This window comes from Emticicia sp. CRIBPO (genome assembly GCF_009905725.1).
In the GTDB taxonomy this organism is placed as follows: domain Bacteria; phylum Bacteroidota; class Bacteroidia; order Cytophagales; family Spirosomataceae; genus Leadbetterella.
Genome location: NZ_JAAAKV010000011.1, coordinates 110857 through 135928 on the forward strand (window position 1 = coordinate 110857; position 25072 = coordinate 135928).

The window sequence follows — 25072 nt, forward strand, 5'->3', positions numbered from 1 at the left end:
AGAAATTCAGGCCCCGGCAACGGGACAAATTCCGGCAGCGGGGCCTTTTTCAGTATCGGTTTTGAGGTCTTTCTCTGTTCATAAAGACTAAAACGCAGAAAACAGGCTAAAGAGAGTATAACTAAATTTATATGAATACAGAAGAACAAATTGAAGCGTATATCGCCGGTCAGCCGGATGCCAAACGCATTGACATGACAGCATTGCATCGCTCCATTCTTGAGGTGATGCCCGCATGCAAACTATGGTTTCTGGATGGCACTGACAGCGAAGGTAAGGTAGTTTCCAACCCCAATATAGGTTACGGGTCTTACACCATAAAATATGCGGACGGAAAAACCAGGGAATTTTACCAGATTGGCATGAGTGCCAACACGACCGGGATCTCTGTCTACATTCTCGGTATAAAAGACAAAAAATACTTAGCCGATACTTATGGAAAAACCCTGGGCAAAGCCAGTGTCACAGGCTATTGCATCAAATTTAAAGTCCTGAAAGACATAAACATTGATACACTTCAGGCGGCAATCCGATATGGCGTTGAGGCGACTAGTGAACAAGCATAAAATGACAAAACGCCTGGAATAAGGTCAAATCATCTTATGAATCAGTTCATGGGACAATGGCCGGTATCGGTCCTGAATATTTTTCAAAAATCACCGCTTTTTCAGGAAGGTAATAAAATATATTCTTATTTTTGGTCTTCAAAATTATCCATTATACTTTTTAACACAGATTTACACAATGCTTACCAACCAATCCATTATAGCGGATATAAAATCCATTATTACACAATCAAAAGAAAATGCAATTCGTGCAGTTGACCACCATCGGACCTTGATGTACTGGCACATTGGCAAAAGGATTTTTGAAGAAGAGCAGGAAGGCAAAGACCGGGCAGATTACGGAAAATACCTTACAGAGTACATCGCCAATGAACTGGAACCAGAATTCGGCAGTGGATTTTCAAAACGACAGATTGAATTATTCAGACAGTTTCACCGCACGTTTCCAATTGCGAATACACTGTATTCGCAATTGAGCTGGAGCCAGTATAAATTACTTATAAGGATTGACAATCAAGACAAAATAGCATTTTATATGGCCGAAACAGTGAAGAACAACTGGACAGTACGCCAACTGGAAAGGCAGATTTACAGCAGTTTGTACGAACGTCTCCTGATGAGTAATGACAAAAAAAGCGTTCTCGCGGTAGCCAAAAATGAAAAGTTACCTTCCGATGCAAAAGAAATCATCAAAGACCCGATGTTTTTAGAATTTCTTGGTCTGAAAAGAGAGCCTTCATACTACGAAAGAGATTTCGAAAAAGCAATCATAACACATCTCCAGGAATTTTTATTGGAACTGGGTAATGGGTTCTCTTTTGTGGCCAGACAGAAAAGAATACATCTTGAAGGTGATGACTTTTTTGTTGATCTGATATTTTATAACCGTTTGCTGCAATGTTTTGTTATTATCGAAATCAAAACCACAAAACTCACGCATCAGGACCTCGGGCAACTGCAGATGTATGTAAACTATTACGACCGGATCGAGAAACTGCCACATGAAAATCCAACAATCGGCATTTTACTTTGTGCCAATAAAAATGATGCGGTTGTCCGCTTTACATTACCCGAGAATCAAAAACAGATCATCGCAAGCCAGTACGAATTGTACCTGCCAACTGAGCAACAACTTTTGGAAGAATTAAACAAAGAACTGGAGAATTTTGACGAAAAGGAAAATTCATTAGTTCCCTCCGAAAATCAATAATTGATTTGTAAATTCGTATCAAACCAGAAGAACAGAGTTCAAAGATAATATCTGAGTTTTATGGCTGCAGCAAGGTTGCTTGCAGTTTTACCAGAAAAATTATCTAAATTCAAGCCATGACAAACCTCTCACAAATATGGCCCTTTTTTATTGTTGACGACCTGAAGATTTCGGTAGCATTTTATGTTGGTAAGCTTGGGTTCGAAATCCGGTATATGGGGCCGGACGACGACGTTTACTGGGCCATCGTTGGCCGGGATAACATTTCTATAATGCTTAAAGCCATCACTCCTGAAATAAAACCTCTTCCCAATCATACCCGCCATGAATGGGCTCCCTGGGATGTTTATATTGCTACTGCAGATCCGGACACCCTGTTCGAAGAATACTGTTCAAATGAGGTGTCGTTCAGCAAACCGCTTCATGTCAACAGTGACAATTTAAAAGGTTTTGAAATAAAAGATGCTGATGGTTATGTGCTATTTTTCGGACGTCCTGATATGTAGTCATCAAATCCGCGGGACACTTTGTCGCTTTGCAAAATTTGTCTTAAATTCACATATCCGGGAATTAAATACAACAAACATCATCAAATCAAACATTCATGGCAGAATACCAGGCAAAATCAAGCAACCCATTGTCTTTTGAATTGACAAAAGGTGGTCAACCGGCCGGGAAACTATCTTACAAAAGCTGGTTTAAATTTAATGCGTTAATAGAAATCCCCGGCAACATCAGCTACCAGGTGGAGCCGAAAGGGTTCTGGGGTACAACGATAGAACTCAAAGACAACGAAAAAGTACTGTTGAAATTCAAAATGAACTGGAACGGAGAAATCGTCATAGAGACATATTTTAATGACCTCAGCAAAGGCTACACGTTCAGGCATAAAGGTATTTTTAAAGAATCATATACCCTCGCAGACCAGGAAGGTGTGGAGCTTTTAGTTATGAAACCGGACATAAAATGGACCAAATTGCTCTATGAATATCAGATAACAACATCGGACAATTTTGAATCTCTGCCTGGCAAAGAAATATTACTGATGATCTCACTTCACTGTGCCAACTATTATGTATCCATGATGACAGGCGGAATGTAAACAGACAGACCCTTCAGACATATTTACCGAAACACCATAAAAAAACAAAAACCAGAAAAAACAAAAATGAAAGCTATTATAAAAACACTATTGATCGTTGCAAGCTCAGTGACGATTTTAAACTGCAGTTCTCAAAAACAGGAGCCGTTCGAACCCAAGGAGATTTATAAATCGAAGGATTTAATTATAACCCAGATTGCCGAAAACTCTTTTGAACATACCTCATTTAAACAAACCAATGATTTCGGGAATGTTCCCTGTAACGGCCTTATCGTGAGAGACGATGATGAAGTGATTATTTTCGACACACCCACCAACGACAAAAACTCAGAAGAATTGATCAAATGGATAAAAGAGAAGCTTCATTGCAAAATAAACGCGATTATCCCTACGCACTTCCATGATGACAGTGCAGGTGGGCTTAAAGCTTTTGATGACAATAACATTCCTTCTTATGCCTACTCCAAAACCATTGAACTGGCGAAAGAAAACAAGTTTGTTGTACCCAAAAACAGCTTCAGCGATTCCCTGATTCTGAAAGTCGGCGATGAAAAAATTATCGCCAGGTTTTTCGGAGAAGGGCATACAAAAGACAATGTCGTGGGTTATTTTCCGAGTGAGAACATCATATTTGGAGGCTGCCTGATAAAGGAATCAGAAGCGGGAAAGGGCTATCTGGGTGACGCCAACGTAGCGGCGTGGTCTGGTACCGTAGAAAAAGTTAAAAAGGCCTATCCTGATGTAAAAATTGTGATTCCGGGCCACGGAGAGATCGGGGATCAGAAAATACTCGATTACACAATCCAATTGTTTAAAAATCCATGAAATAATATATCTCGTCTGACAAATAGCCCAGAATAAAATCAACAAAATATGAAGTACTCAGTTTTTCTCATTCTCTTAACAACCATCAATGTGTATGCTCAAAAAGTAGAAGTACTGCTGATCGGAGCTTCACACAACTACAGCAACTACCCTCCGCAGGATTTCTCAGCTATTCAAAGCAAAATCAGGAAATTTAAACCCACAGGGTTCTTCGGAGAATTTCTAAGCAAGGAAGACGAGCGGCTTGTTCAGGACTACTGGTGTAAAGGGTATAATCTCAAACGCCTCGAAATACTTAAAGCAAACAGGAATATCCCCACGGAAGTCCTGCCGGGAACCATTGACAGTCTGAAAAAATTATCACTGCGAAACCCGGGAGACTACCGGATAAAAACCGACCTAGCCCATGCTTACTATCTCAACCAGGACGTGGCCAATGCCCACTATCAGTTCTGGCAGGTTTTCGACAAGCTGCAGAAAGTACCGGGTGCTGAGCTTCAAAACTATGTTGACAAATTACTGAGTCCTCAACTGGATGTATCAGGAAGAAGTATGAAAAGGCTGAAAACTTCTGAATACGCCCTGATCACATTTCCGCTGATGCTGGAGTTGAAAGTTCAGGAATTGCTTCCTATGGATTCCCAGGATTATGATCTGAACTGGTCGGCCTCTGCCGTGGCGTTCAATTCTAAATTTGAACTACTCAAACAAGACACAACAGCAGCTGAATTAAAAGCAATGCTGGCTAAAAGAGATAAAGGGTTTGAAAGAATGGGAGGTATAGAGAAAACCTCGAAAAACGTGACGGAATGGCTGAATACCGACGAAGCCTCTCTCATTATGTCTTCGGGCGACTTCTATTACCCGGAAATATACAACATAAAGAACTTCCCGAAAGAAGAGATGCTTTCTCAACTGCACTGGTGGCTCATGAGAAACAAGGGCATGTGCGACAATGTCGTTAATCAGTCCAGGGCGTTGGGGCTGAGCAAAGTAGTTGTTGTAGCCGGAGCTAATCACAGGAAGTACATGCAAGACATATTCAGGAAGATGCCGGGTGTTACGGTAAGAAATATCAATGAAATGGAATAATTCTGAGCCGATCATGGTGTTATAAATACCTGAAATCGAAAACGACCATGAGAAAACTGATTGCAGCCATGAACATGACCCTCGACGGCTTTTGTGACCACACGGCCATGATTGCCGATGACGAAATTCATGAACATTACAATGAACTCCTGGGTAATGCAGGCGACCTCATCTATGGCAGGGTTACCTATCAGCTTATGGAAAGTTACTGGCCAACTGTCGTGGAGACTCCGACCGGCAATGAGGCGACAGATAAATTTGCAGTCATTATAGACAATGTTCCGAAAATCGTTTATTCCCGCACACTTCAGCATGTGGATTGGAAAAACACTGTGTTAAAAAATGAGCTCATTAAAGAAGATATCCTGGAATTAAAACAACAGGAGGGCGATTATATCCTGGTGGGCAGCCCGGGGCTGATTGCGGCCTTAACGCAACTCGGCTTAATCGACGAATACCAGATATCTGTGCAGCCCGTCATTCTCGGAAACGGCCTGACTTTGTTCAAAAACATAAAAGAAAGGGTCGACCTTAAACTCCTGAGAACTAAGACATTTGGCTGTGGTGCGGTGACTTTTTACTACGAGACCATAAGAAGCTGAGGTATTGACAAATAATCAAAAAGTTGTAAATTCAACCTAAAAACAGAGCAACATGGCAAAAACAGATTTTAAGAACATTGACGAATACCAGGCAGAATTCCCCCCGGAAATCAGGGAAAGAATGGAGACCATCCGGAAAATAATCCATGAAATCGTGCCCGGGGTTGAAGAGGTCATCAGCTACCAGATTCCATGTTTCAAGTACCTGGGATACCTGATCTATTATGCAGGTTTTCCTAATCACGTCTCCATTTCAAACCCTTTCAGTGCAGAGTTTCTGAAAGAATTTGAAAGCGAACTGAAAAATTATAAGGTTTCAAAATCGGTGATCCAGTTACCGAATAAAGACGAACTCCCTACGGAAATGATTGCAAGAATGATCAGGTTCAGAAAGCAGGAAAATGAGCAGAAGCCACCGAAATCGAAAACAAAAAAGTAAAACAAATCAAAAATGATCAATACCAGGGTATATAAAATGTCTTTTGCGGGAGTGTACCCGCTTTACGTCGCCAAAGCAGAGAAAAAAGGACGTACAAAAGAAGAGGTTGATGAAATTATTTTCTGGCTGACAGGCTACAATCAGCAAACATTTCAGGAGATACTGGAAAACAAAACCAATTTTGAAGATTTTTTCGGACAGGCTCCGCAACTCAATCCGAACGTTTCAAAAATCACGGGCGTTATCTGTGGTTACCGCGTAGAGGACATTGAAGATCCCCTCATGCAGAAAATCCGCTACCTGGATAAGCTGGTTGACGAACTGGCAAAAGGCAAGGTGATGGAAAAAATCTTAAGAAAATAACAGGAACAGGCCTTTCCTGAACCCAAAACCAGTCAGAATGACAACTCAAACAACAACATTTAAAAACGCTTCGATCCTGTTCGTTTTTCTGCTAAGCATTTTTTTTTCATCGGCCATTAACCCGGCTTTCGCCCAGGCAGAAAAGAAGGACGACATTCAGAAAAAATATGGATTGAGCCCGGATACGCCATTAATTTCCAGGATTTCACCTGCACCAGAAAGGGTATTAACCATATTTCACAATGCCGGTATGAATCCGACAGAGCACGCACTTACACCGGAGGAATATAAAAAAGTAGATCTCGCCTTAAAAAAACTACCGGCATTGCATCAGTCCGTTCTGAAAGATCACCTGGCGAGCATCAGCTTCGTCGACAATATGCCGAACAATGCCCTGACCTCCACACTCAATACAACTGATTCTTTCAAGGTATTTAACATTACCATCCGTGCCGGTATACTGAACCAGAATGTATCAGATTGGCTGACTGCCAAAGAACAAACCTGTTTTGATACCACCAATTCAGACTGGAGTGTTTCTGTCGATGCAGGCAAACTGGAAGCTTTGTTGTATCTGCTATTGCATGAAGGCACCCATGTGGTGGACGGTGCACTAGCCATGATGCCTCTCCCTGAAAACAATGCCGATTTTGGCAAGAACGGGTTTACATCCGGTATATGGGAACAGCGGACAACACTTGCTTCAAAATACAGCGACGAGATCCTTCAAAACACCCGTTTCCGGACCGGGAAAGTTGTTCCGGCAGACAAAGCAACAGGCCTTTATCGGGCACTCCAGCAAACCCCTTTTGTTTCCTTATATTCGCTCAGCAGCACCCACGAAGATCTGGCAGAATACCTTTCTGTGTATCATTTTACGCAGAAACTCGGACAACCCTTCAGGATCATAGTCCGTCAGGCGGGGAAAGACGTTTACACTTTCGAACCCATGAAATCCAAATTAGTAAAAAACAGAATTAACACCATGAAACAATTTTATGGTAAGGTCAGAGGTTAATATTACTGACTAACAAATAACAGACAAAATGAAAAAAATAACAGCCATCCTCCTCCTCTTTACTTCAATTTCCGGATTCGCACAAGTGCAATTGCCAGCAAAACCAACATTAAATGTAACGGGATCAGCCAAAATAAGTGTAAAACCCGACCTGGGTATTCTCAACATCTCTGTCTCTGAAATAAAACCCGCCATGTCGGACGCCATTAAGGCCCTCGGAGAGAAGTCCAATCACTACAACGGACTTCTGAAACAACTCGGATTTAATGAAAAAGACATCAAAACAACCCGCTTTACGGTTTCGAAAAACATCATCTATCGTGATAACAGGACGATAGACAGCGGGTATGTGGCTTCACAGAATATCAGGCTCGAGTTTGGCTACAGTCAGGCAGTATTGCAGAAAATTGTCAGTGAGTTTTCGAAAAGCGAGAAACCTGTCGACTTTAGCTTTGAGTTTGAACTGTCGGAAGCTCTGAAACAAAAAGCCCAGGCCCAGGTCATAGAAATGGCTGTAAAAGACGCCAACGATAAAGCCGGGGTCATATCCAAAGCTTCAAACATCAGACTGGCTGGCATAAAAGCGATCTCTTACGGTTCGTGGAGCAGAGATGCCGGCATGCAAAGCATGGAACGCATCCAGGATTATGCAGCAGCCAAACAGGTAGGAGACATGCAGGCATTTAATTTTACGCCTGACGATATAGTGCTGCGGGACACACTCAATATGGAATGGTTTATCAAATAATATAGAAATAAGGCCTGAAGTTTAAGCTTCAGGCCCTATGTTTTATTTAAAAATACCAATCTGTCCGGTGCTCGCAGACTGAGGAACATGAAGGCCCAGGCCCGGATCTGCATTCAGTTTCTGAATAAGATAGGCAGCCAGTAGCGGCGACTCTTCTTCCAGGTTCTGGTGAATGAAGAAATAGATATTCTGAATGCCCTGGCTGATCCATTCTTTCAGTCTCTCATACCAATCATCCAGACGCGTGTAATCAGACGCCACATTGGCCCCGTTGTAGCGTACAAACGCCGTAGGGCTCGTCAGACGCATATGCAGCAGGTCGCGGCGACCCGCCACGTCACAGATGACATGGGCGATGTTTTTTTCTTCCAGCAGTTCACATAAAAGACCGGTGTCCCATGAACCGTCATACCAGCCTTCATTTCTGAGCTCCACCGCCAACGGAAACCCGGACGGCCATACACTCAGGTATTCTTTCAGTATTTCCCAGTTCTTTGGAGCGAAGTTATCCGGCATCTGTAAAAACAGCATGCCCAGTTTCTCCTGCAGATGAGCAATCCCGTCGAGGTATACAGAAGTAAGTTCAGCTGCGTCTTTTAATCTTTTCCTGTGTGAAATATTCTGATGAATCTTCGGGAAAAACTTAAAATCCGGCCCGGTTTTATCATGCCATCCTTCGATGGTGGTCACCGGAAAGTTATTGTAAAACGTCGCGTTCAGTTCGATGCTGTTAAACTGGGTCGAGTAATATGCCAGTTCGTCTTTGGTACCTTTCGGGTAAAAGCCCTTGAGATCTGTCTTGTTCCATTTGGCACAGCCAAGATACACCTGCGGCTTATCAGGTTTGGAGGCCTTTGCCAGGATACGAGTGGTATCGGCGTGGTCGGCAGGAAGGTCAAAGCTTACTTCTCCGGCGTCTTCTATTTTTCCAAATTTCATTTTCGAAATGTTTTAATTGCTGCTGTTAAATTAACGATAATTTTTCATTTCTGATAAATAAGCTAAAAAGGTTGGCATTGCAAATAGCTCTACCCGTTTTGCAATAACCAACTAATAAAATATAGGATTGGTAAGAGAGTTTTGGGAGAGTAGACAGCTGCGTCACATATCTGTTTAAAAAAAGGCCATGCGATACAACCAAAAAAAACCTATATTTGCCTAATAAACAAACACTTACAAACTATAATCACCATTCTATATTGGTCATAGCTAAATACATTTACAAACTATGAAAAACATTGTCGCCCTATCTCTTATTATCCTTTTCATGTTTTCATGCAAGCAAGAGTCCTCTTACCCTGCTATAAAACCATATGAAGTAAAGGCCCCTAAAGCGGACATCAGCTACACTTTAGGTGCCAACGGCTCAGCCTCAATCAATTTCTCATTTCAGAAAGGCGATGCTTTTTTACTTGATTTTGGTAATGGCGAGGTGATAAAAGACACCATCCGCAAGGTACTTGTCAACTATGGAACCTGGGAGAGGCAGGTCAATTATAAAGCGAACGGTAGTTATAATGTAAAACTCACCGTTTCTAACCAAAAAGGTGTCGACAGCCAGCAAAAACTTATATACATTTCGAGCGTAACGCCAAAGCCCTTCGCCAATTTCACTTACGAAACAGGAACTGACGGGATGCTAAAAACGATCAACATGTCTGCCCTGAGTACGAATTACGAATGGAAGCTGATTAAAAAAGGAGAATACGCCGGCTACACATCAAAAGCCGAAAGCCCCGATTTTATCATAGAAAACAATGGCACTTATTATCTCTATCTAACTGCTTTTAACCAGCATGGAGTGACTCATAGCAGAAGAGATTCGCTCACAGTTACAAATGCCAAAAACACCAAGAGGCCCACTTTCGAAGGGGCGTTCTTTGACAAAACAGGAAAATTGAACGGAGAAGGAATGAATACCTTCGACGAAGGATGGGGAATGTTGATGGTCTCCAGCAACTCGTGTTATAATTTCGTCATAAAGGATGTAGGGAGTATTTTTATCATCAATGGTAATTCGTGGAGACTCACACAAGAGGAAAGATACTCTCTTCTTAAAAACAAGCTGATCACCGGCCCCGTAGACAGGAAAGGTTGGACCATCCTGTTTCGTGAAGAGAAACCCGTATGGTCAGGCATACCCGAGGGTTTCAACCTGAACCGGGACCCCGATTCTATCTTTGAAATTGAGGAGGTAAAAGAGATTGAACAACCAAGGTTATTTCCGGAATTAAAAAACAAAGCGTTCCTTGTGACATTCCGGATTAAAGTGGACCTTGGAGTAAAAGGAAAAATTGACGGGAAATTAAAAGTCAGATACCTGATTTATTAAACACGGCCTTGGAAATAACTAGCATTTAAGCACTGGCCTTAAAGTCTGTTAGAAAAGACCTTACAGCTTAAAGCCTACGGCTTTTTTCCATATATTTGAAATAAACAACCCCAAACCCCTTAAAAAATGAGCAAAAATACCTTCAAGAGCATTGTAGCCATCCTGGCCGGATTTCTGGTCGTGGTAATTTTATCCATCGCCACAGACCTGATTCTTAATATGACTGACATCATGAAACAGCCATTTGATACTAACCCGACCTGGTTTATCATATTGGCGATACTTTACCGGAATGCCTTCTCTACCTTCGGCTCTTACCTTACCGCCAGACTAGCCCCGAGTAAACCTATGCGTCACGCCATGATCGGGGGCTTTATCGGACTGGCACTCAGCATCGCCGGTGCTGTAGTCATGTGGGACACGCCCCCACGCTGGTATGCCATTTCATTAATCGTGCTGGCTTTGCCTTCAGCGTGGCTGGGTGGGAAGATTTTTGGCGGAGAATTTCCAAGAGGTGGTGCCTAAAGAATGATTTATACTTTTGAGTAACCGAAAGTCGCACCCACCCCCTGAAACTGTCGCAATGAGACTTGGTTCAGCGGAACGATCATTTTTACCTTTGTCATATATTATTATCAATCTCAAAATCAATGAATTATGGCAGCTGTAACGCAACGCATCACCAATTGTCTCTGGTTTGACTCAGACGCAGAAGAGGCAGTAAAATTGTATACTTCTATATTTAAGAACTCCTCCGTCGGACAAATCGTCCGTTACGGAAAACAGGGATTTGAATTCCATGGCAAGCCCGCCGGAAGTGTGATGACCATCCTTTTCTACCTCGATGGCCAGGAACTGATGGCCCTCAACGGTGGTCCGATATTTAAATTCAATGAGGCCATGTCGATGATCATCAATTGTGAAACCCAGGAAGAAATTGACTATTACTGGGAAAAACTCACCGAAAACGGCGGAGAAGAAAGCATGTGCGGCTGGCTGAAAGATAAATTCGGCGTATCCTGGCAGGTAACACCGGTATTATTCAACGAACTCTCAGCCGATTATGAGTCAGACGCCTATAAAAGAATGGAGACTGCCATGTATTCCATGAGAAAACTGGACATCAGGACTTTGATGGATGCATATAACGGATAAGATTCTTATAAAAAAAAGCCTCCCGGTTCCACTTTGGAATCGGGAGGCTTTTTAATCGATAACAAAATATGTCGCCCCGATGGGGCTTTGTTTGTTTCTAAAATCTGCATGCCACCAGTGTGTCACCCCTACAGGGCTTTTAAATAAAACTCTAAACTAATTTTTCCCCTCGGGTGCAACCCTCAGGCCTGGCAGGTTTCTTCCATCGTCCCCGAATTTGTCGGGGTACACGACAAAGTCTTTTCCCGTTTTTCCGCCCTCCCCGAATTTCTCCTTAAGACACAACAAAAACCTTTTTCCGTTCGCCATTCTCCCCGCACTATTCCAATAAAACCTTTTTCCTCACTCCATACTCTCCGAATTTCTCCAAAATCCCCTATATTTGAATTTTACAAATCAGACTTACCATGAAACCAACTACCCTCGAAGAGTTTTACCAGAGTTCTGCCCTGCTTATCCCCGAAGATATCAGCCGGGAGATCGGCCATTTTAATGTGTTCAAAATAGAAGACATGCTCGCCAAAGTAAAGAAAACGGGCGAAATGCCCTACAACCGCCGCAATTATTATAAGATAAGCATGATCAAGGGCCACAACAGGGCTGAATATGCCGACAAAGTAATTAACATAGAGAAAAATGCCCTGCTTTTCGCTTCGCCTAAGATCCCTTATAACTATTTACCCCAGGATGAAAAGCAGTCGGGGGATTTCTGCATTTTTACAGAAGACTTTTTACTTAAGGAGAAGAGTGGTGTCGTACTGGACCACCTGCCGATATTCAAAGCCGGGGGCTATCCGGTATTCCAGATTTCTGATGAAGATGCCGGGGACATTACGGCTATTTTCAGGAAAATGCACAAAGAGCTGTCTTCCAGCTATGCCTACAAGTATGATTTACTGCGTAATTATGTCCTGGAACTGATTCATTACGGCCAGAAATTGCAGCCGGCTACGGCCCTCTATCCTTCTCATACGGCTTCTGCAAGGGTTTCTTCTTTATTTATTGAGTTATTGGAGCGGCAATTTCCCATTGAATCACCCCAGCAAAAGCTGCATCTCAGAACCGCCAAAGACTATGCAGACCAGCTCTCTGTCCATGTCAATCACCTCAACAAAGTACTGAAAGAAAACACCGGAAAAACCACCACCGACCTCATCAGCAACCGTGTGGTGCAGGAAGCCAAGATATTGCTTAAGCAAACAGACTGGAATATCTCTGAGATTGCCTACTGCCTGGGTTTTGAGGAAGTTGCCCACTTTTCCAACTTTTTCAGAAAACAAACGGCCTTCGCACCCTTGACATTCCGGTCATAAGCCTCACGGTTTATACCGGACCCACAACCATATTTGATTTTTGCAAACTTCGGATTGATGTTTGCAAACACGGGGCCACTGCCCCACCCTACCTTTGTTCCATCAAATTAAACATAAAAACAAAGATGGAATCAAATCAAAAAATAGCTCTGGTAACTGGTGGCAGTCGCGGATTAGGTAAAAACATGGCCCTTCACCTGGCTAAAAAAGGCATTAACGTCATCCTGACCTATAACAGCAAAAAAGAAGAAGCCCTGGCGGTGGTGGCCGAGATTGAGCAGACAGGACAAAAAGCAGCGGCTCTTCAATTGAACACAGGTGAAATAAAAGGCTTCGATGCTTTCTTTACGGCTTTGAAAGAAACCCTGAAAGACCACTTCAACACCGACCGTTTCGACTTCCTGGTCAACAATGCCGGTATCGGTTTGTATGGTTCTGTGGCTGAAACAACAGAAGAAACTTTCGACCTGTTATTCAATATCCATTTAAAGGGTGTTTTCTTCCTGACCCAAAAGGCATTGCCCGTTATCAATGACGGCGGCAGGATCATCAATATTTCTACAGGACTGGCCCGCTTCTCCATGCCAGGATACAGTGCCTATGCCTCTATGAAAGGAGCAATAGAAACCCTGACAAAATACCAGGCGAAAGAATTGGGAGCCAGAGGCATCGCAGTCAACATTGTAGCTCCGGGAGCCATCGAAACCGACTTTGGTGGTGGAACTGTAAGAGACAATGAACATATCAACCAGCACATTGCAGGCATTACGGCCCTGGGGAGAGTGGGTTTACCGGACGATATCGGCGGTGTGGTGGCCTTCCTGTGTACGCCTGAAGCAGGCTGGATCAACGCCCAGAGAATCGAGGTATCGGGCGGAATGAATCTCTGATTCAAACCGACATCTAAATAATGAAAAGCAGAACTTCAGGGTTCTGCTTTTTTTCATATCCCCTGACGGCTGATTATCTATGTAACTAACTACAAATAAAACATTTACCACCATAAAAGACCGTTTAATAAAAATAAATTGTTAAATATTCAAATACCGCTAAAACACCCTTTTCAAACCAGGTCGTATATTCTACCTTAGTATTCAAAATAACAATAATGCCATGTTAATAGCTAAAGAACTCATTGAAAAATCGGAGGCCAGGTTTGAATTACTGACTACCGAGCCGACACGGAACAATGTAGCCGATCTTGCAGAAGAGGCCCTGATGGCCGATATAGATGTCCCTGCAGAAGTAACAAGCGGCAACATCCTCGGCAAAGCAGAGAACCGGGTCAAAAGAAAGGAAATGCTGAAGGCTCTGAACCAGGAACCTCCCGATTTTGCTTTTGAGAGAGCTATAGGTAAAAACGACTCGGTATACAGTAACTTTGTAGACCTGCTGCATGAAGCCAAAAAGAAGGTGGGCAGAATTGCCATAAAAGACGGCAACAAAACCCTGGGATATGCTACAGGCTTTATGATTTCTGATGAGCTCCTGATGACCAACTGGCATGTTTTCCGGTCAGAAGCGGCTGTAAAAGACAGCGTTGTACAGTTTTATTATGAGTATGACACCTTCGGCAACGCCAAAACCCCGATTACTTTCAAATTAAACACAGAAGGATTCTTTTACGCTTTTAAAGACCTGGACTACTGCGTGGTAGCGGTCAGTAAAACAGATTTGACAGGCACTCATAACCTTTCCGAAATCGGCTATGTCTATCTCGATCCTGTACTGGGCAAATTAGGCGATGAGGGTCAGGAAGCTCTGAACATTATCCACCATCCCAACGGCGACTACAAACAGCTGTCTATCCGCGAAAACATCTTTACCAAAATATTACCGACCTCTCTCTGGTACGAATCGGACACAGCCCCCGGCAGCAGCGGAAGCCCGGTATTCAACGACCAGTGGCAGATCGTCGCCCTACATCATATGGGGGTTCCGAAAAAGAACGTGAACGGCGACTACATCGACAAAGACGGCAATATGATTCCTGAAATCGACGGAAAATGGGACGAGTCCAAAATAGTCTGGATAGCCAATGAAGGCATCAGGATCAGTGTGATCCTGAAACACCTGTTTGAGAAAAATCCGGGCCAATCCATATTGAACAATATCAGAAAGCCTTTTGTGAACGGTACGGCACCCACTTCGCCTGAAACCGGAAAAGAAACAGACAACACCCCTCAAAAATCAGAAAGTATTGCAGACAGCCAAAACGTAAACATCTCTTTTCCGGCCACATTGCTGCGAAACACCGGAAATGTGTCGGTTTATATCAACACCAACCAGGCCGGGGTAGTAAAGACATCTGCTCCTGGCCAGGCCATCAACCTTTCAGAAGACCTGCTTGAGGCCTCCATACAAAGTGTTAAAGAAGACAGCCTTGATTTTTCGGAATGCCGCGGGTACCAGAGCAATTTCCTGGGCATTAACCTGCCCTTTCCAAAACCCAAACCGGAAATCAACGCCCTGGTAGCTAAACTTAAAAACAGCAACTCACGGGTTTTAAAATATTACCACTACAGTGTTTTGCTTCACCAGGTAAGGAAAATGCCCTTACTGAGTGCCATCAACGTCGATGGAGACCTCGAAAAAAGACTGGACGACTCGAAAAGAGGAACGGATATGTGGCTCCGCGACAACCGCCTCGACTATGATATACAACTCAGCGATGCTTTTTACAAAAAGAGCGGATTCGACCGCGGACACATGAGCCGCAGGGAAGATGCTAACTGGGGGGACACAGCCGAAGACGCACGCCTTTTTGCAGACCTTACCTGCATGCATACCAATGCCTGCCCGCAAGTAAACACCCTGAACCAAAGCAGCCGAAAAGGATTGTGGGGAAAACTCGAAACCATTGTACTGGAGCACGGTGCCTCAAAAGAAAACGGTAGAACAGCCAGAATATCCGTTTTTAACGGGCCCATTTTTAAAGAGACGGATGCTGTTTACAAAGGCATACAGATTCCCATGGAATTTTTCAAGATCATAGCCTGGATCGACGATGCCGGCCGGTTGAAAACCACCGCATTCAAATTGTCTCAGTCAGAACTTGTCGGAGACATTGATTTTGAGGCCCTTGATATTGATGCCAATGTTGAATTTAAACAATATCAGTGCAGCATCAGGGAACTGAGTGAGCAGACCAGGATAGATTTCTCCAAACTGGCAGAATTCGACACTTTCATTGCCGGAACCGGACCTCAGGAAATCCTGATCGACTCGGAAGAAAGTTTAAAACAGATAGTTTCGAACCCCTTGAAAAAATAAGCTGTCTGATCATCACCTCTTAAGAATCTCCGGGCCGGAAAGTCCGGGGATTCTTATTTTTAAGGAGACTTGAACATTTATGCTGAATTGGACAAAACCCATTTCACAGCCCGCATCAAAACGCACTTCCGGCTCCCTCAAAATATAACTAAAATAAGAAATCCGGCCCGGATAATTTCATGCGAAGAAATACCCGCAGAACCCCGTCTTGGAAATATCTAAAGCAGCAAAATTTCCTGTTTTTGTCATTCGTCTGTTCAACTAAACCTTTAGTTCGAAAATCTTATTAAATTCTTAACAGATAGGCCTGTTCGTCGCCGAAAGCCCGACATCCAAAAAACATACTTTTAATAAAAAATCAAATTATAGTGCAATTTTTATCAAAAGTCACGTCAAAAATTAACTTTAGTTAATAAGCATCTATTTTTTTCGCCCTTTATTTGCAAATAATTGTAAATTTTCAAGAACTTTGCGTGTTAACTTATTATTAACTTTATCTAACAAATTAAAATTATGGGAAAAACTGTACGTAGTTTTATCGCACTGTTTCTCCTGAGTTGCGGGTTCCTGCAGGCTCAGACAACAGTGAAGGGGGTAGTCACCTCCAAAGAAGATGGCATGACGCTTCCGGGTGTAAGCGTGCTCATCAAAGGTACCACCACAGGTACGGTAACAGATAGTCAGGGTAAGTATTCCCTCTCTGCCGACAGCAAATCTGTGCTTGTCATCAGTTCAATCGGCTACACCACGACGGAAGTTCCGGTCAACAACAAAACCGTCATCAACATTTCACTTGAACAGGATGCAAAAATGCTGAACGAGGTTTTGGTGGTAGGTTATGGAACAGTAAACAAATCTACCCACGTAGGTTCGTCAGCTCAGATCAAATCCGCCGATATTGAAAAGAGACCGGTTTCCAATGCCCTTAATGCTCTTGTGGGTATCGCTCCGGGTGTTCAGACCACTTCTTCAGGTGGTGCTCCGGGATCTGCTCCTTCGATCCGTGTAAGAGGGTTCGGCTCTATTTCTGCCTCAAACAATGCTTTATATGTAGTAGACGGTGTGCCTTTTGACGCTTCCACTTCTACTCTAAACCCTGACGATATAGAGTCTATTTCGGTCCTGAAAGATGCTTCTACTACCGCCATCTATGGTTCAAGAGGAGCCAACGGTGTGATCATGATCACTACCAAAAAAGGTAAGGAAGGCAAAAGCAATTTCAGTATCAGTGCTTCAGGCGGTGCCATCAACAGGGGTCTTCCGGAATATGAAACCGTTAATGCTGACCAGTATTACCCTCTGATGTGGGAGGCTTACCGCAATACCCTGACGTATGGTTCGGCTAAGTTACCGATAGAAGAAGCCAACAAAATCGCTTCGGGTATCACCACTTCTTATGGCGGAAAAACTTATACGGGAATTGCTGACCTGTTGGGTTACAATCCTTACAATGTAGCTAAAAATGCTATCGTCGACGCCAGTGGTAACCTTAACCCGGCTGCCAAACTTCTGTATCCTGATGACCTTAACTGGGCTGACGCTATCCAGCAAGGTGGAAAAAGCAGACAAAATTACAACATCACTTATGATGGAGGTACAGGCAAAAACGACCACTTCGTTTCATTGGGTTATACCAAAGAGCAGGGTTATCTTGTAAAATCTGATTTCGAAAGATTTACTGGACGTATCAACGTAAATACACAGGCTACCAAATGGTTAAAAACAGGCCTGACGTTGAACGGTAACTACAGCAAAGCAAACACCGACGCCGCTCCGGACGGAGGTACTTCTTTCATCAATGCTTTCTTTATGTCCAGATTTATGGGACCGATCTACCCGGTTTACAAGCATGATCCTGCTACAGGAGCGTTTATTCTGGATGCCAACGGCAACAAAATCTATGACCAGGGTGATGCAAGACCTTTCTCAAGTGGTCGTCACGCCATCTGGGAAAACCAGCTGAACAACCGTTCCAATGTCCGTGCCACTTTAGGTGCCCGTACTTATGCGACCATCAATATTCTTCCAAGTCTGAAAGCGACAACGAATGTAAGTTTTGATTTGCAGGATACACACGAGCGTAGATTTGATAACCAGATCATCGGTGACGGTGCTCCTGCTGCCCGTGCCTATCATTACCTGTACAGAACAACCAGTTCAACCTGGAACCAGATCCTTGAATTTGACAAAGGTTTCAACAAACACCATGTCAACGCTCTGGCCGGTCATGAAAATTACTTCTACAAATACAACTACCTGTCGGGTTCAAGAACAGGGATCATCGTTGACGGGGTAACTGAACTTCCCAACTTTGCTACTGTCCTGGGCGTATCTTCATACGAAGACAATGCTACCATTGAGAGTTATTTCAGCCGTTTGAGCTATGACTTTGACAAGAAATACATCATCAATGCTTCATTGAGAAGAGATGGTAACTCTAAGTTTGCCAAAGATGTGCGTTGGGCCAACTTCTGGTCATTGGGTGGTGCCTACAACATTGAAAGAGAAGACTTCTTCAAAGTATCGTGGGTTGACCTGCTTAAACTTCGTGCTTCATACGGTGTGGTGGGTAATGATGGTGACCTTGGTTACTATCCGTACCAGGCTTTATATACCCTGGGAAGAAACAATGACGCAGAACCTGGCTTTACCCAGGCTTCAATCGCCAACCCGAATCTGACCTGGGAAACAGCGAAAAACTTTGACCTTGGGGTTGATTTCAGCACCTTGAAAGGAAGATTATCAGGTAGCATTGAATATTTCAACCGTGAAACAAGCGGCCTGATCTTCAAAGTGCCTCTGGCCCTTTCTAACGGTGGCACTACTACTGATGGTTTCTCTGTTAACCAGAACATCGGCAACCTTTTCAACAGAGGACTTGAAATTCAGCTGACAGGAGATATCGTCAAAAGCGGTGACTTCACTTATTCTGCTACCGTGAACTGGACTACCTTCAAAAACCAGATCACTAAAATGCCTGATAATCAGAAACTGATCCAAAGCGGTACCAAAGCCTACAGCGTAGGTCACTCTATCTATGATTTCTACCTTCGCGAATTTTACGGTGTAGATAAAGAAACCGGAAATGCTCTTTACAGAACCAACGCGATGACTACAAACGCCAGGGTGATCGGAACAGATACTGTAACTACAGCAGTAGCTGAAGCCAATTACCGTTACACCGGAAATTCTTCTATTCCTGATTTTTACGGTTCAATGTCACATAATCTTTCGTACAAAAACTTCACCCTGGGAGTTCAGTTTACCTACCAGGTGGGTGGAAAAGTATATGACAGCCAGTACGCGGCCTTAATGCACGGTGGTACTTACGGCACAGCCCTGCACGTGGATGCCTTGAACCGCTGGAAAGCTTCGGGAGATGAGTCTTCTGTTCCGCGTCTTGACAACGGAAACGTAGTCAACCAGGCCGGAGGAAGCACAAGGTTCCTGACCGACGCTTCTTATTTCCAGTTGAATAACGTAACCCTGAACTACAGACTACCAGCTTCTATTGTAAGTGCCATCGGAGCCAAAGATGCCAACATTTATTTCTCGGGAGAAAACCTTGCTTTGTTCTCAGCCAGAAGAGGAATGAACGTAACCGGTACTTTCAACGGTACAGTGGATAACACCTACAATTTCAACCGTGTACTTTCTGTTGGTGCGAAAGTAAAATTCTAATCAGGTAAATAAAAAGACATAAAAAATGAAAAATATATTTAAAACCGGAGTTTTAGGCCTGACTCTCCTGATGGGAATCACCGCCTGCGATAAAGAATACCTGGAAACTGCCCCGACAGACCAGATAGCTACCGTGGATGCGTTCAAAACCACGGCGAATGCCAAAGCAGCTTTGAACGGGATACACAGGATCATGTATTCACAGATTTTCTCGACACAAGCCCAGGGAGGACAGTCAGGAAATATGCTTTACAGTGATATCCTGGGAGAGGACCTTGTATTTCCCAATGTATCCAATACATGGTTGAGAAGTGAGTACCAGTGGATAAGTCATATCAATCCACAGAGTTCGATCTCTTTCTACAATTACACGTTTTATTATGTGATTATCGGTAATGCCAACATGATCATCGCGAATATTGACAATGCCACAGGTCCTCAGTCGGAAAAAGATGCTGTCAAAGCAGAGGCCTTAACTTACAGGGCATGGGCTTATTTCCAGGCTGTTCAGTTTTATGGTAAGAGATTTGTAAAAGGAGAAGCCAACGATGGTTTGGGTATTCCTTTGGTACTGACACCTACTACGACAGCTACTCCGAGAAGTAAGGTGTCTGAAGTGTATGCTCAGATCAATACGGATCTTGACAAGGCGATCTCACTGATGAACGGCTATACCAGACAGAACAAGTCGCATTTTGATATGAGCGTAGCGAAAGGTATCAAAGCCAGGGTAGCACTGACTCAGCAGGAATATGCTGTTGCGGCCCAGATGGCCAAAGAAGCAAGAGCATCTTACACCCTGATGACCAATGAAGACTATCTTTCAGGTTTCAACAACTATTCGAACAAAGAATGGATGTGGGCGTCAAGGATCGTTTCTGACCAGACCAACTACTTCTATTCCTTCTTCGCTTACATGTCGATCAATTACAACTCTACTGCGATACGTTCTACCCCGAAAGTAATGTATTCTGTATTGTATGATAAGATATCGGCTACGGACGTCCGTAAGAAACTTTGGGACCCAACCGGAACCAATACGACGGATTTCCCTTTGCCGGCTTCTACTTTCCAGCGTTACAAATACCTTTCAAAGAAATTCAAAGTGGCTGATCCTGCTTTGAGTATCGGCGACGTGCCTTACATGAGAGCGGCTGAAATGTACCTTATCGAAGCTGAAGCTCTGGCCCGTCAGGCTAAAGATGCTGAAGCTGCAGATGTATTGTTTGTTCTTGCCAATAACCGCGATCCGAAATATACCAAATCAACCAACACCGGCTCTGCCCTGATCGACGAGATTATGATCCAGAGACGTGTGGAATTGTGGGGTGAAGGATTCAGGTTCTATGACCTGAAAAGGACCAATTCTCCTCTGAACCGTAATGGTGGTAACCACAGTGCCACATTTACCAACGGCGTAATGGATGTTCCTGCAGGTGACAAGAGATGGCAGTTCCTGATCCCTCAGGCTGAGATCAACAACACAAATGGTGTGGTAGTGCAAAATCCTTTGTAATTACTATTGCTGTCAGATACAAAGAGGTGCTCAACTGGATGAGCACCTCTTTTTTGTTACCCTCACGCGGCTAAGCCTCTCATTAACAATTACCATCTCACTGACGTTTCGATTTATTCGCCGCTTTTTACTATTTTTACAACATCCTGCTCTGTTCAAGACAGACCAATTGCTGTTAAAAGTATGTCCCCCGAAAAAGAAAGACTGATCACCCGGTTCGGATTCCCGGAAAAAGAAGCAGACGATCTGCTGGCTGTTTCCAGGCTTAAAAGCATACAGGCTCTGGAATATTTTATTTCTGAAGGGCAGGTCCCCCGAAAATTCGGTTTGCTGCTCAGCGGGCTATTCCGCTACCTCTATATCGACAAAGATGGCAACGAATACACCAAAGGCATCATACTGGAAGACAATATCTTCAGTTCTTACAATGCAATGCTCTCCGGTCAGCCCTCTTTCATGTATATTCAGGCCCTTGAAGACTCCACTTTCCTTGAAATTGACTACCACCTCTGGCTCAGGCTCCAGGAGAGAAACAACTTCTGGGATAAATTTCTTATCAGGCTTCTGCAAAAAGGATATGCTGTTAAAGAAAAGCGGGAACTCGAGTTGCTTTTGCTGGATGCTGAAACCCGCTATCATATCTTCCTGGAGGAATTTCCGGGAATGGAAAACAGGATAAAACAGCACATTATCGCTTCCTACCTTGGAATTAAGCCCGAATCGCTCAGCAGGATCAGGAAAAAAATGCCGTCTTAACATAGATCAATGCAAAGCCGGTCTGTCTCTGTGAATTTTGTTTCATCAAAACAATAACAAACAGATATGGAACTTAAAAACAACAAAATCCTGATTACAGGCGGCAGCTCTGGCCTGGGCCTCGAAATGTGCCGGAAATTACTTCAGATGGGCAATCAGGTAATCGCCTGTTCACGCTCTGCAGAAAAACTATCGGAAGCTAAAAAGCAGTTACCCGGCCTGATCACCTGCCCGTTCGATATCTCTGAGGTTGAGCAATGCATTTTACTGGCGGAATGGATCAAAAAAGAACATCCTGACCTCAATATTCTCATTAACAACGCCGCCATTGTACACAACACCCAATTCACATCAGAGGACGAGATCATAGAAAAATCACAAAATGAGATAAACACCAACCTGATGGCCCCCATCTGGCTTTCCAGGCTACTTTTGCCGGTACTGGAAACTCAGAAAAATCCTGCCATCATCAACATCACCACGGGCCTGATCTATGCCCCGAGGGCTGATTATTTGTTTTACAATGCCAGCAAATCTGCTTTGCATGCTTTTACGCAGGTATTGCGAATACAGATGCAAGAGCATCCTGTGAAAATCACAGAAGTGATGTTCCCGGTGGTGGATACACCATGGCACAAAGGAAACCCTCCCAAAATTGCTATTCAACCGGACCGGGCCGTCAGAGAAATGCTGAAAGGCCTGGAAGATGACAAGCCCGAAATCAAAGTCGGGGGTGTGAAACTGCTTTACTGGCTGGCCAGAATTGCCCCGGTGTTTGCCATCCGTAAAATCAACAACCTGAAGAGATGAAACATTTTGCCAAAAGAAACGGAACGTGGAGAACACCTTGTTACCTGCCCGTCATCAATAACCGTCAAAATAACACGTAAACACCTGTAAATAAATACTTTGAAATAACAGGGCATGATTTTTTATCAATCCGGAATCTTTATTTTATATTTGGCTGACCTATTTATTACGTCATAAATAATCATTTCCTAAAACTCAAAGTACAATGAAAGTAGTAAAGAAAATCCTGATCGGCCTCTTAGGTATCGTCGCCATTCTGCTCATTACCGGGCTGTTTATCAAAAAAGATTATGCGGTACATCGTGAAATTGTGATCAACAAACCCAAACAGGAGGTATTTGATTACATTAAACTCCTGAAAAACCAGGACAATTTCAGCGTGTGGGCCATGACGGACCCTAAAATGAAGAAAACCTATACGGGAACAGACGGAACCGTGGGCTTTGTATCAGCCTGGGACAGCCAGAACAAAGACGTGGGTAAAGGCGAGCAGGAAATCAAAAAAATTACGGAAGGCGAAAGGATCGATTTTGAATTAAGATTCATCAAACCTTTTGAGTCTACGGAAAAAGCTTACATGACTACCGAAGCGGTTTCTCCTGCCCAAACCAAAGTAAGGTGGGGTTTTGACGGGCATATGGCTTACCCGATGAACCTGATGCTTCTGTTTATGGATTTTGACCAGATGCTGGGTGATCAGCTGAAAACAGGTCTGGATAACCTGAAAGTAAAACTGGAATCTTAAAAACAAGAAAGAATGGCCGGGGCCATTCTTTCTTCATTCAGAAGAAAATCAACCATGAATGCATTCATCAAAGCCATCAAAGCACTTGATGTAGAAAAAGTTGAGTCTTTGATTCCAAAATGGGCCGGTTATGAAGAAGAAACCGGGAAAAACGCTTTGCACTATCTCGGAGGTGTAAAGGTCGGTGATGATAAAACCAGGGCTGAAAAGAGCCTTCTGATTCTTCAGACACTGTTAAAAAACGGGATGGATATGAACTCCATCCACAGAATTGAAGAAGAATGCGACTTTTTCCCGGCCACTCCCTTGTGGTATGCTTATGCCAAAGGAAGAAATAAAAAACTATACCGGTGGCTCCTGGAATCAGGGGCAAAACCTGATAACTGTATGTTTGCCATTGCCTGGAATGACGATGTAGAAGCGGCCGAAATGTTTCAAAAGCATGGGGCTAAGATTCAGGACCCATCAGGAAAAGACACCCCTTTTACGGCAGCGTTTTACTGGAAAAGATTCAGAGTGGCGGAATGGTTTCTGCAAAAAGGGGCGGATGTAAACACCCGGGACGAAGAAGGCAATACTTGCCTGCATCTCGCTGTCAGAAAGAAATATGACCCTGAGGCGGTTCAGCTCCTGCTCAGGCATGGGGCAGATGTGGATCTCAAAAACAACGAGGGAATTTCACCCAAAGCAATGGCTGAGACCAACAGGCAACGAAAATTTCTGACTCTTTTTAAAAGTGCGAATGATTCCCTTCCTAAATTTGATTCCTGATCAGCAGATAGTAAAAATGGAAATCAACATCACCGAAATCAACGGAACCGGAATAGCAGAAATTACTGCTGATAATATCATTATTCACAACGTCCAGGATGCCCTCGATCTGATGGCCGATTGCGGGTACCAGGGAGCGGATGGCATCATTCTTCATGAAAAGAACCTGACAGCAGATTTTTTTGAGCTGAAAACAGGATTGGCAGGAGAAGTGCTGCAGAAATTCTCGAATTATCGCATGAAAATGGCGGTGGTCGGAGATTTTACCAAATTCGAAAGTAAAAGCCTCCGCGATTTTATTTATGAAAGTAACAAGGCCGGACGTACGATCTTCGTTAATTCAACAGAGGAAGCAAAAGAAATCTTAACAAAATGACAAAAGAAGCCATCATCCTGCACGAAGAAAAGCTATTGAACGCCATAAAATCAAGCGACCTTGACGTACTGAATCAGCTGCTTCATGACGATCTGCTCTTTATCATTCCCGGTGGCCAGACGATCACCAAGGCTATGGACATGGCCAATTATGCCTCAGGAAACATGAGTGTTAACTCCCTGGAAGCTGACGATATGATAATCAACCTGATCGACAAAGAAGCGGTGGTTTCTGTTCAGATCAACCTGAAAGGCAAATACCTGGATCAGGTCATAGACGGCAGATTCAGGTATCTGAGGGTATGGAAAGAATTCAACGGGCATTTTATGGTGATCGGGGGAAGTTGTAATGTTGTGTAAATCCTGTTTTGAACCTGCAG

The 25072-nt window shown here is 43.5% G+C and carries 26 protein-coding genes; 25 read left to right on the top strand and 1 reads right to left on the bottom strand.

Features of this window, described 5'->3' with window-relative positions:
- Positions 1 to 131: 131 nt before the first annotated feature.
- The 11 genes from GVN16_RS21390 to GVN16_RS21440 all read left to right on the top strand — a co-directional run bounded on the left by GVN16_RS21390 (position 132) and on the right by GVN16_RS21440 (position 7965).
- Complete coding sequence (locus tag GVN16_RS21390; RefSeq protein ID WP_166565992.1) at positions 132 to 566, top strand: DUF1801 domain-containing protein; 435 nt, start codon at positions 132 to 134, stop codon at positions 564 to 566.
- Between the two features lie 178 nt (positions 567 to 744).
- Positions 745 to 1776 carry a YhcG family protein gene (locus GVN16_RS21395; RefSeq protein ID WP_166565993.1) on the top strand — a complete coding sequence of 344 codons (1032 nt, stop codon included), beginning with the start codon at positions 745 to 747 and terminating at the stop codon, positions 1774 to 1776.
- Positions 1777 to 1892: 116 nt separating this feature from the next.
- On the top strand, positions 1893 to 2282 hold the full coding sequence (locus GVN16_RS21400) for a VOC family protein (protein WP_166565994.1): 390 nt from the start codon (positions 1893 to 1895) through the stop codon (positions 2280 to 2282).
- Positions 2283 to 2380: 98 nt separating this feature from the next.
- A complete protein-coding gene (locus GVN16_RS21405; protein ID WP_166565995.1) occupies positions 2381 to 2878 on the top strand; it encodes a hypothetical protein in 498 nt (165 codons plus the stop codon).
- Between the two features lie 66 nt (positions 2879 to 2944).
- Positions 2945 to 3703 (top strand): subclass B1 metallo-beta-lactamase, encoded by a 759-nt coding sequence (gene bla, locus GVN16_RS21410; RefSeq protein WP_166565996.1) that lies wholly within the window; start codon positions 2945 to 2947, stop codon positions 3701 to 3703.
- A gap of 48 nt (positions 3704 to 3751) precedes the next feature.
- Positions 3752 to 4795: a DUF5694 domain-containing protein gene (locus tag GVN16_RS21415; RefSeq protein ID WP_166565997.1), complete on the top strand. Its 1044-nt coding sequence runs from the start codon at positions 3752 to 3754 to the stop codon at positions 4793 to 4795.
- A gap of 47 nt (positions 4796 to 4842) precedes the next feature.
- A complete protein-coding gene (locus tag GVN16_RS21420; RefSeq protein ID WP_166565998.1) occupies positions 4843 to 5397 on the top strand; it encodes a dihydrofolate reductase family protein in 555 nt (184 codons plus the stop codon).
- Between the two features lie 52 nt (positions 5398 to 5449).
- A complete protein-coding gene (locus tag GVN16_RS21425) occupies positions 5450 to 5836 on the top strand; it encodes an iron chaperone (protein ID WP_166565999.1) in 387 nt (128 codons plus the stop codon).
- A 12-nt stretch (positions 5837 to 5848) separates the two neighbouring features.
- Complete coding sequence (locus GVN16_RS21430) at positions 5849 to 6199, top strand: DUF2200 domain-containing protein (RefSeq protein ID WP_166566000.1); 351 nt, start codon at positions 5849 to 5851, stop codon at positions 6197 to 6199.
- A 37-nt stretch (positions 6200 to 6236) separates the two neighbouring features.
- Complete coding sequence (locus GVN16_RS21435; RefSeq protein ID WP_166566001.1) at positions 6237 to 7217, top strand: hypothetical protein; 981 nt, start codon at positions 6237 to 6239, stop codon at positions 7215 to 7217.
- A 28-nt stretch (positions 7218 to 7245) separates the two neighbouring features.
- Positions 7246 to 7965: an SIMPL domain-containing protein gene (locus GVN16_RS21440; protein ID WP_166566002.1), complete on the top strand. Its 720-nt coding sequence runs from the start codon at positions 7246 to 7248 to the stop codon at positions 7963 to 7965.
- Between the two features lie 42 nt (positions 7966 to 8007).
- Here GVN16_RS21440 and GVN16_RS21445 read toward each other — a convergent pair whose 3' ends face one another.
- The gene (locus tag GVN16_RS21445) at positions 8008 to 8904 is read right to left on the bottom strand and encodes a DUF72 domain-containing protein (protein ID WP_166566003.1); all 897 of its coding nucleotides are present in this window, start codon (positions 8902 to 8904) and stop codon (positions 8008 to 8010) included.
- A gap of 289 nt (positions 8905 to 9193) precedes the next feature.
- Between GVN16_RS21445 and GVN16_RS21450 the strand changes: the two genes are divergently transcribed.
- From GVN16_RS21450 to GVN16_RS21515, 14 genes are all read left to right on the top strand, one after another.
- Positions 9194 to 10297: a hypothetical protein gene (locus GVN16_RS21450; RefSeq protein WP_166566004.1), complete on the top strand. Its 1104-nt coding sequence runs from the start codon at positions 9194 to 9196 to the stop codon at positions 10295 to 10297.
- A 126-nt stretch (positions 10298 to 10423) separates the two neighbouring features.
- Positions 10424 to 10822, top strand: coding sequence for a hypothetical protein (locus tag GVN16_RS21455; protein WP_166566005.1), 399 nt, complete (start codon positions 10424 to 10426; stop codon positions 10820 to 10822).
- Between the two features lie 132 nt (positions 10823 to 10954).
- A complete protein-coding gene (locus GVN16_RS21460) occupies positions 10955 to 11452 on the top strand; it encodes a VOC family protein (RefSeq protein ID WP_166566006.1) in 498 nt (165 codons plus the stop codon).
- Positions 11453 to 11859: 407 nt separating this feature from the next.
- The gene (locus GVN16_RS21465) at positions 11860 to 12765 is read left to right on the top strand and encodes an AraC family transcriptional regulator (protein WP_166566007.1); all 906 of its coding nucleotides are present in this window, start codon (positions 11860 to 11862) and stop codon (positions 12763 to 12765) included.
- Between the two features lie 125 nt (positions 12766 to 12890).
- The gene (locus GVN16_RS21470; protein ID WP_166566008.1) at positions 12891 to 13655 is read left to right on the top strand and encodes an SDR family oxidoreductase; all 765 of its coding nucleotides are present in this window, start codon (positions 12891 to 12893) and stop codon (positions 13653 to 13655) included.
- A 223-nt stretch (positions 13656 to 13878) separates the two neighbouring features.
- Entirely contained in the window at positions 13879 to 16038 is a 2160-nt protein-coding gene (locus GVN16_RS21475) for a DNA/RNA non-specific endonuclease (RefSeq protein ID WP_166566009.1), read from the top strand.
- 513 nt (positions 16039 to 16551) lie between these two features.
- Entirely contained in the window at positions 16552 to 19719 is a 3168-nt protein-coding gene (locus GVN16_RS21480; protein WP_166566010.1) for a TonB-dependent receptor, read from the top strand.
- 25 nt (positions 19720 to 19744) lie between these two features.
- Complete coding sequence (locus tag GVN16_RS21485; protein ID WP_166566011.1) at positions 19745 to 21235, top strand: RagB/SusD family nutrient uptake outer membrane protein; 1491 nt, start codon at positions 19745 to 19747, stop codon at positions 21233 to 21235.
- Between the two features lie 183 nt (positions 21236 to 21418).
- A complete protein-coding gene (locus tag GVN16_RS21490) occupies positions 21419 to 21991 on the top strand; it encodes a Crp/Fnr family transcriptional regulator (RefSeq protein WP_166566012.1) in 573 nt (190 codons plus the stop codon).
- 66 nt (positions 21992 to 22057) lie between these two features.
- On the top strand, positions 22058 to 22801 hold the full coding sequence (locus GVN16_RS21495; RefSeq protein WP_166566013.1) for an SDR family oxidoreductase: 744 nt from the start codon (positions 22058 to 22060) through the stop codon (positions 22799 to 22801).
- Between the two features lie 205 nt (positions 22802 to 23006).
- Positions 23007 to 23546, top strand: a complete 540-nt coding sequence (locus tag GVN16_RS21500) for an SRPBCC family protein (protein WP_166566014.1) — start codon at positions 23007 to 23009, stop codon at positions 23544 to 23546.
- Between the two features lie 12 nt (positions 23547 to 23558).
- Positions 23559 to 24317, top strand: a complete 759-nt coding sequence (locus GVN16_RS21505) for an ankyrin repeat domain-containing protein (RefSeq protein WP_166566015.1) — start codon at positions 23559 to 23561, stop codon at positions 24315 to 24317.
- Entirely contained in the window at positions 24289 to 24693 is a 405-nt protein-coding gene (locus GVN16_RS21510; protein ID WP_229244288.1) for a DUF4180 domain-containing protein, read from the top strand. Before GVN16_RS21505 ends, GVN16_RS21510 begins: the two co-directional genes overlap by 29 nt.
- Positions 24690 to 25052 (top strand): nuclear transport factor 2 family protein, encoded by a 363-nt coding sequence (locus GVN16_RS21515; RefSeq protein ID WP_166566016.1) that lies wholly within the window; start codon positions 24690 to 24692, stop codon positions 25050 to 25052. The genes GVN16_RS21510 and GVN16_RS21515 overlap by 4 nt, the downstream gene beginning before the upstream one ends.
- Positions 25053 to 25072: the final 20 nt, after the last annotated feature.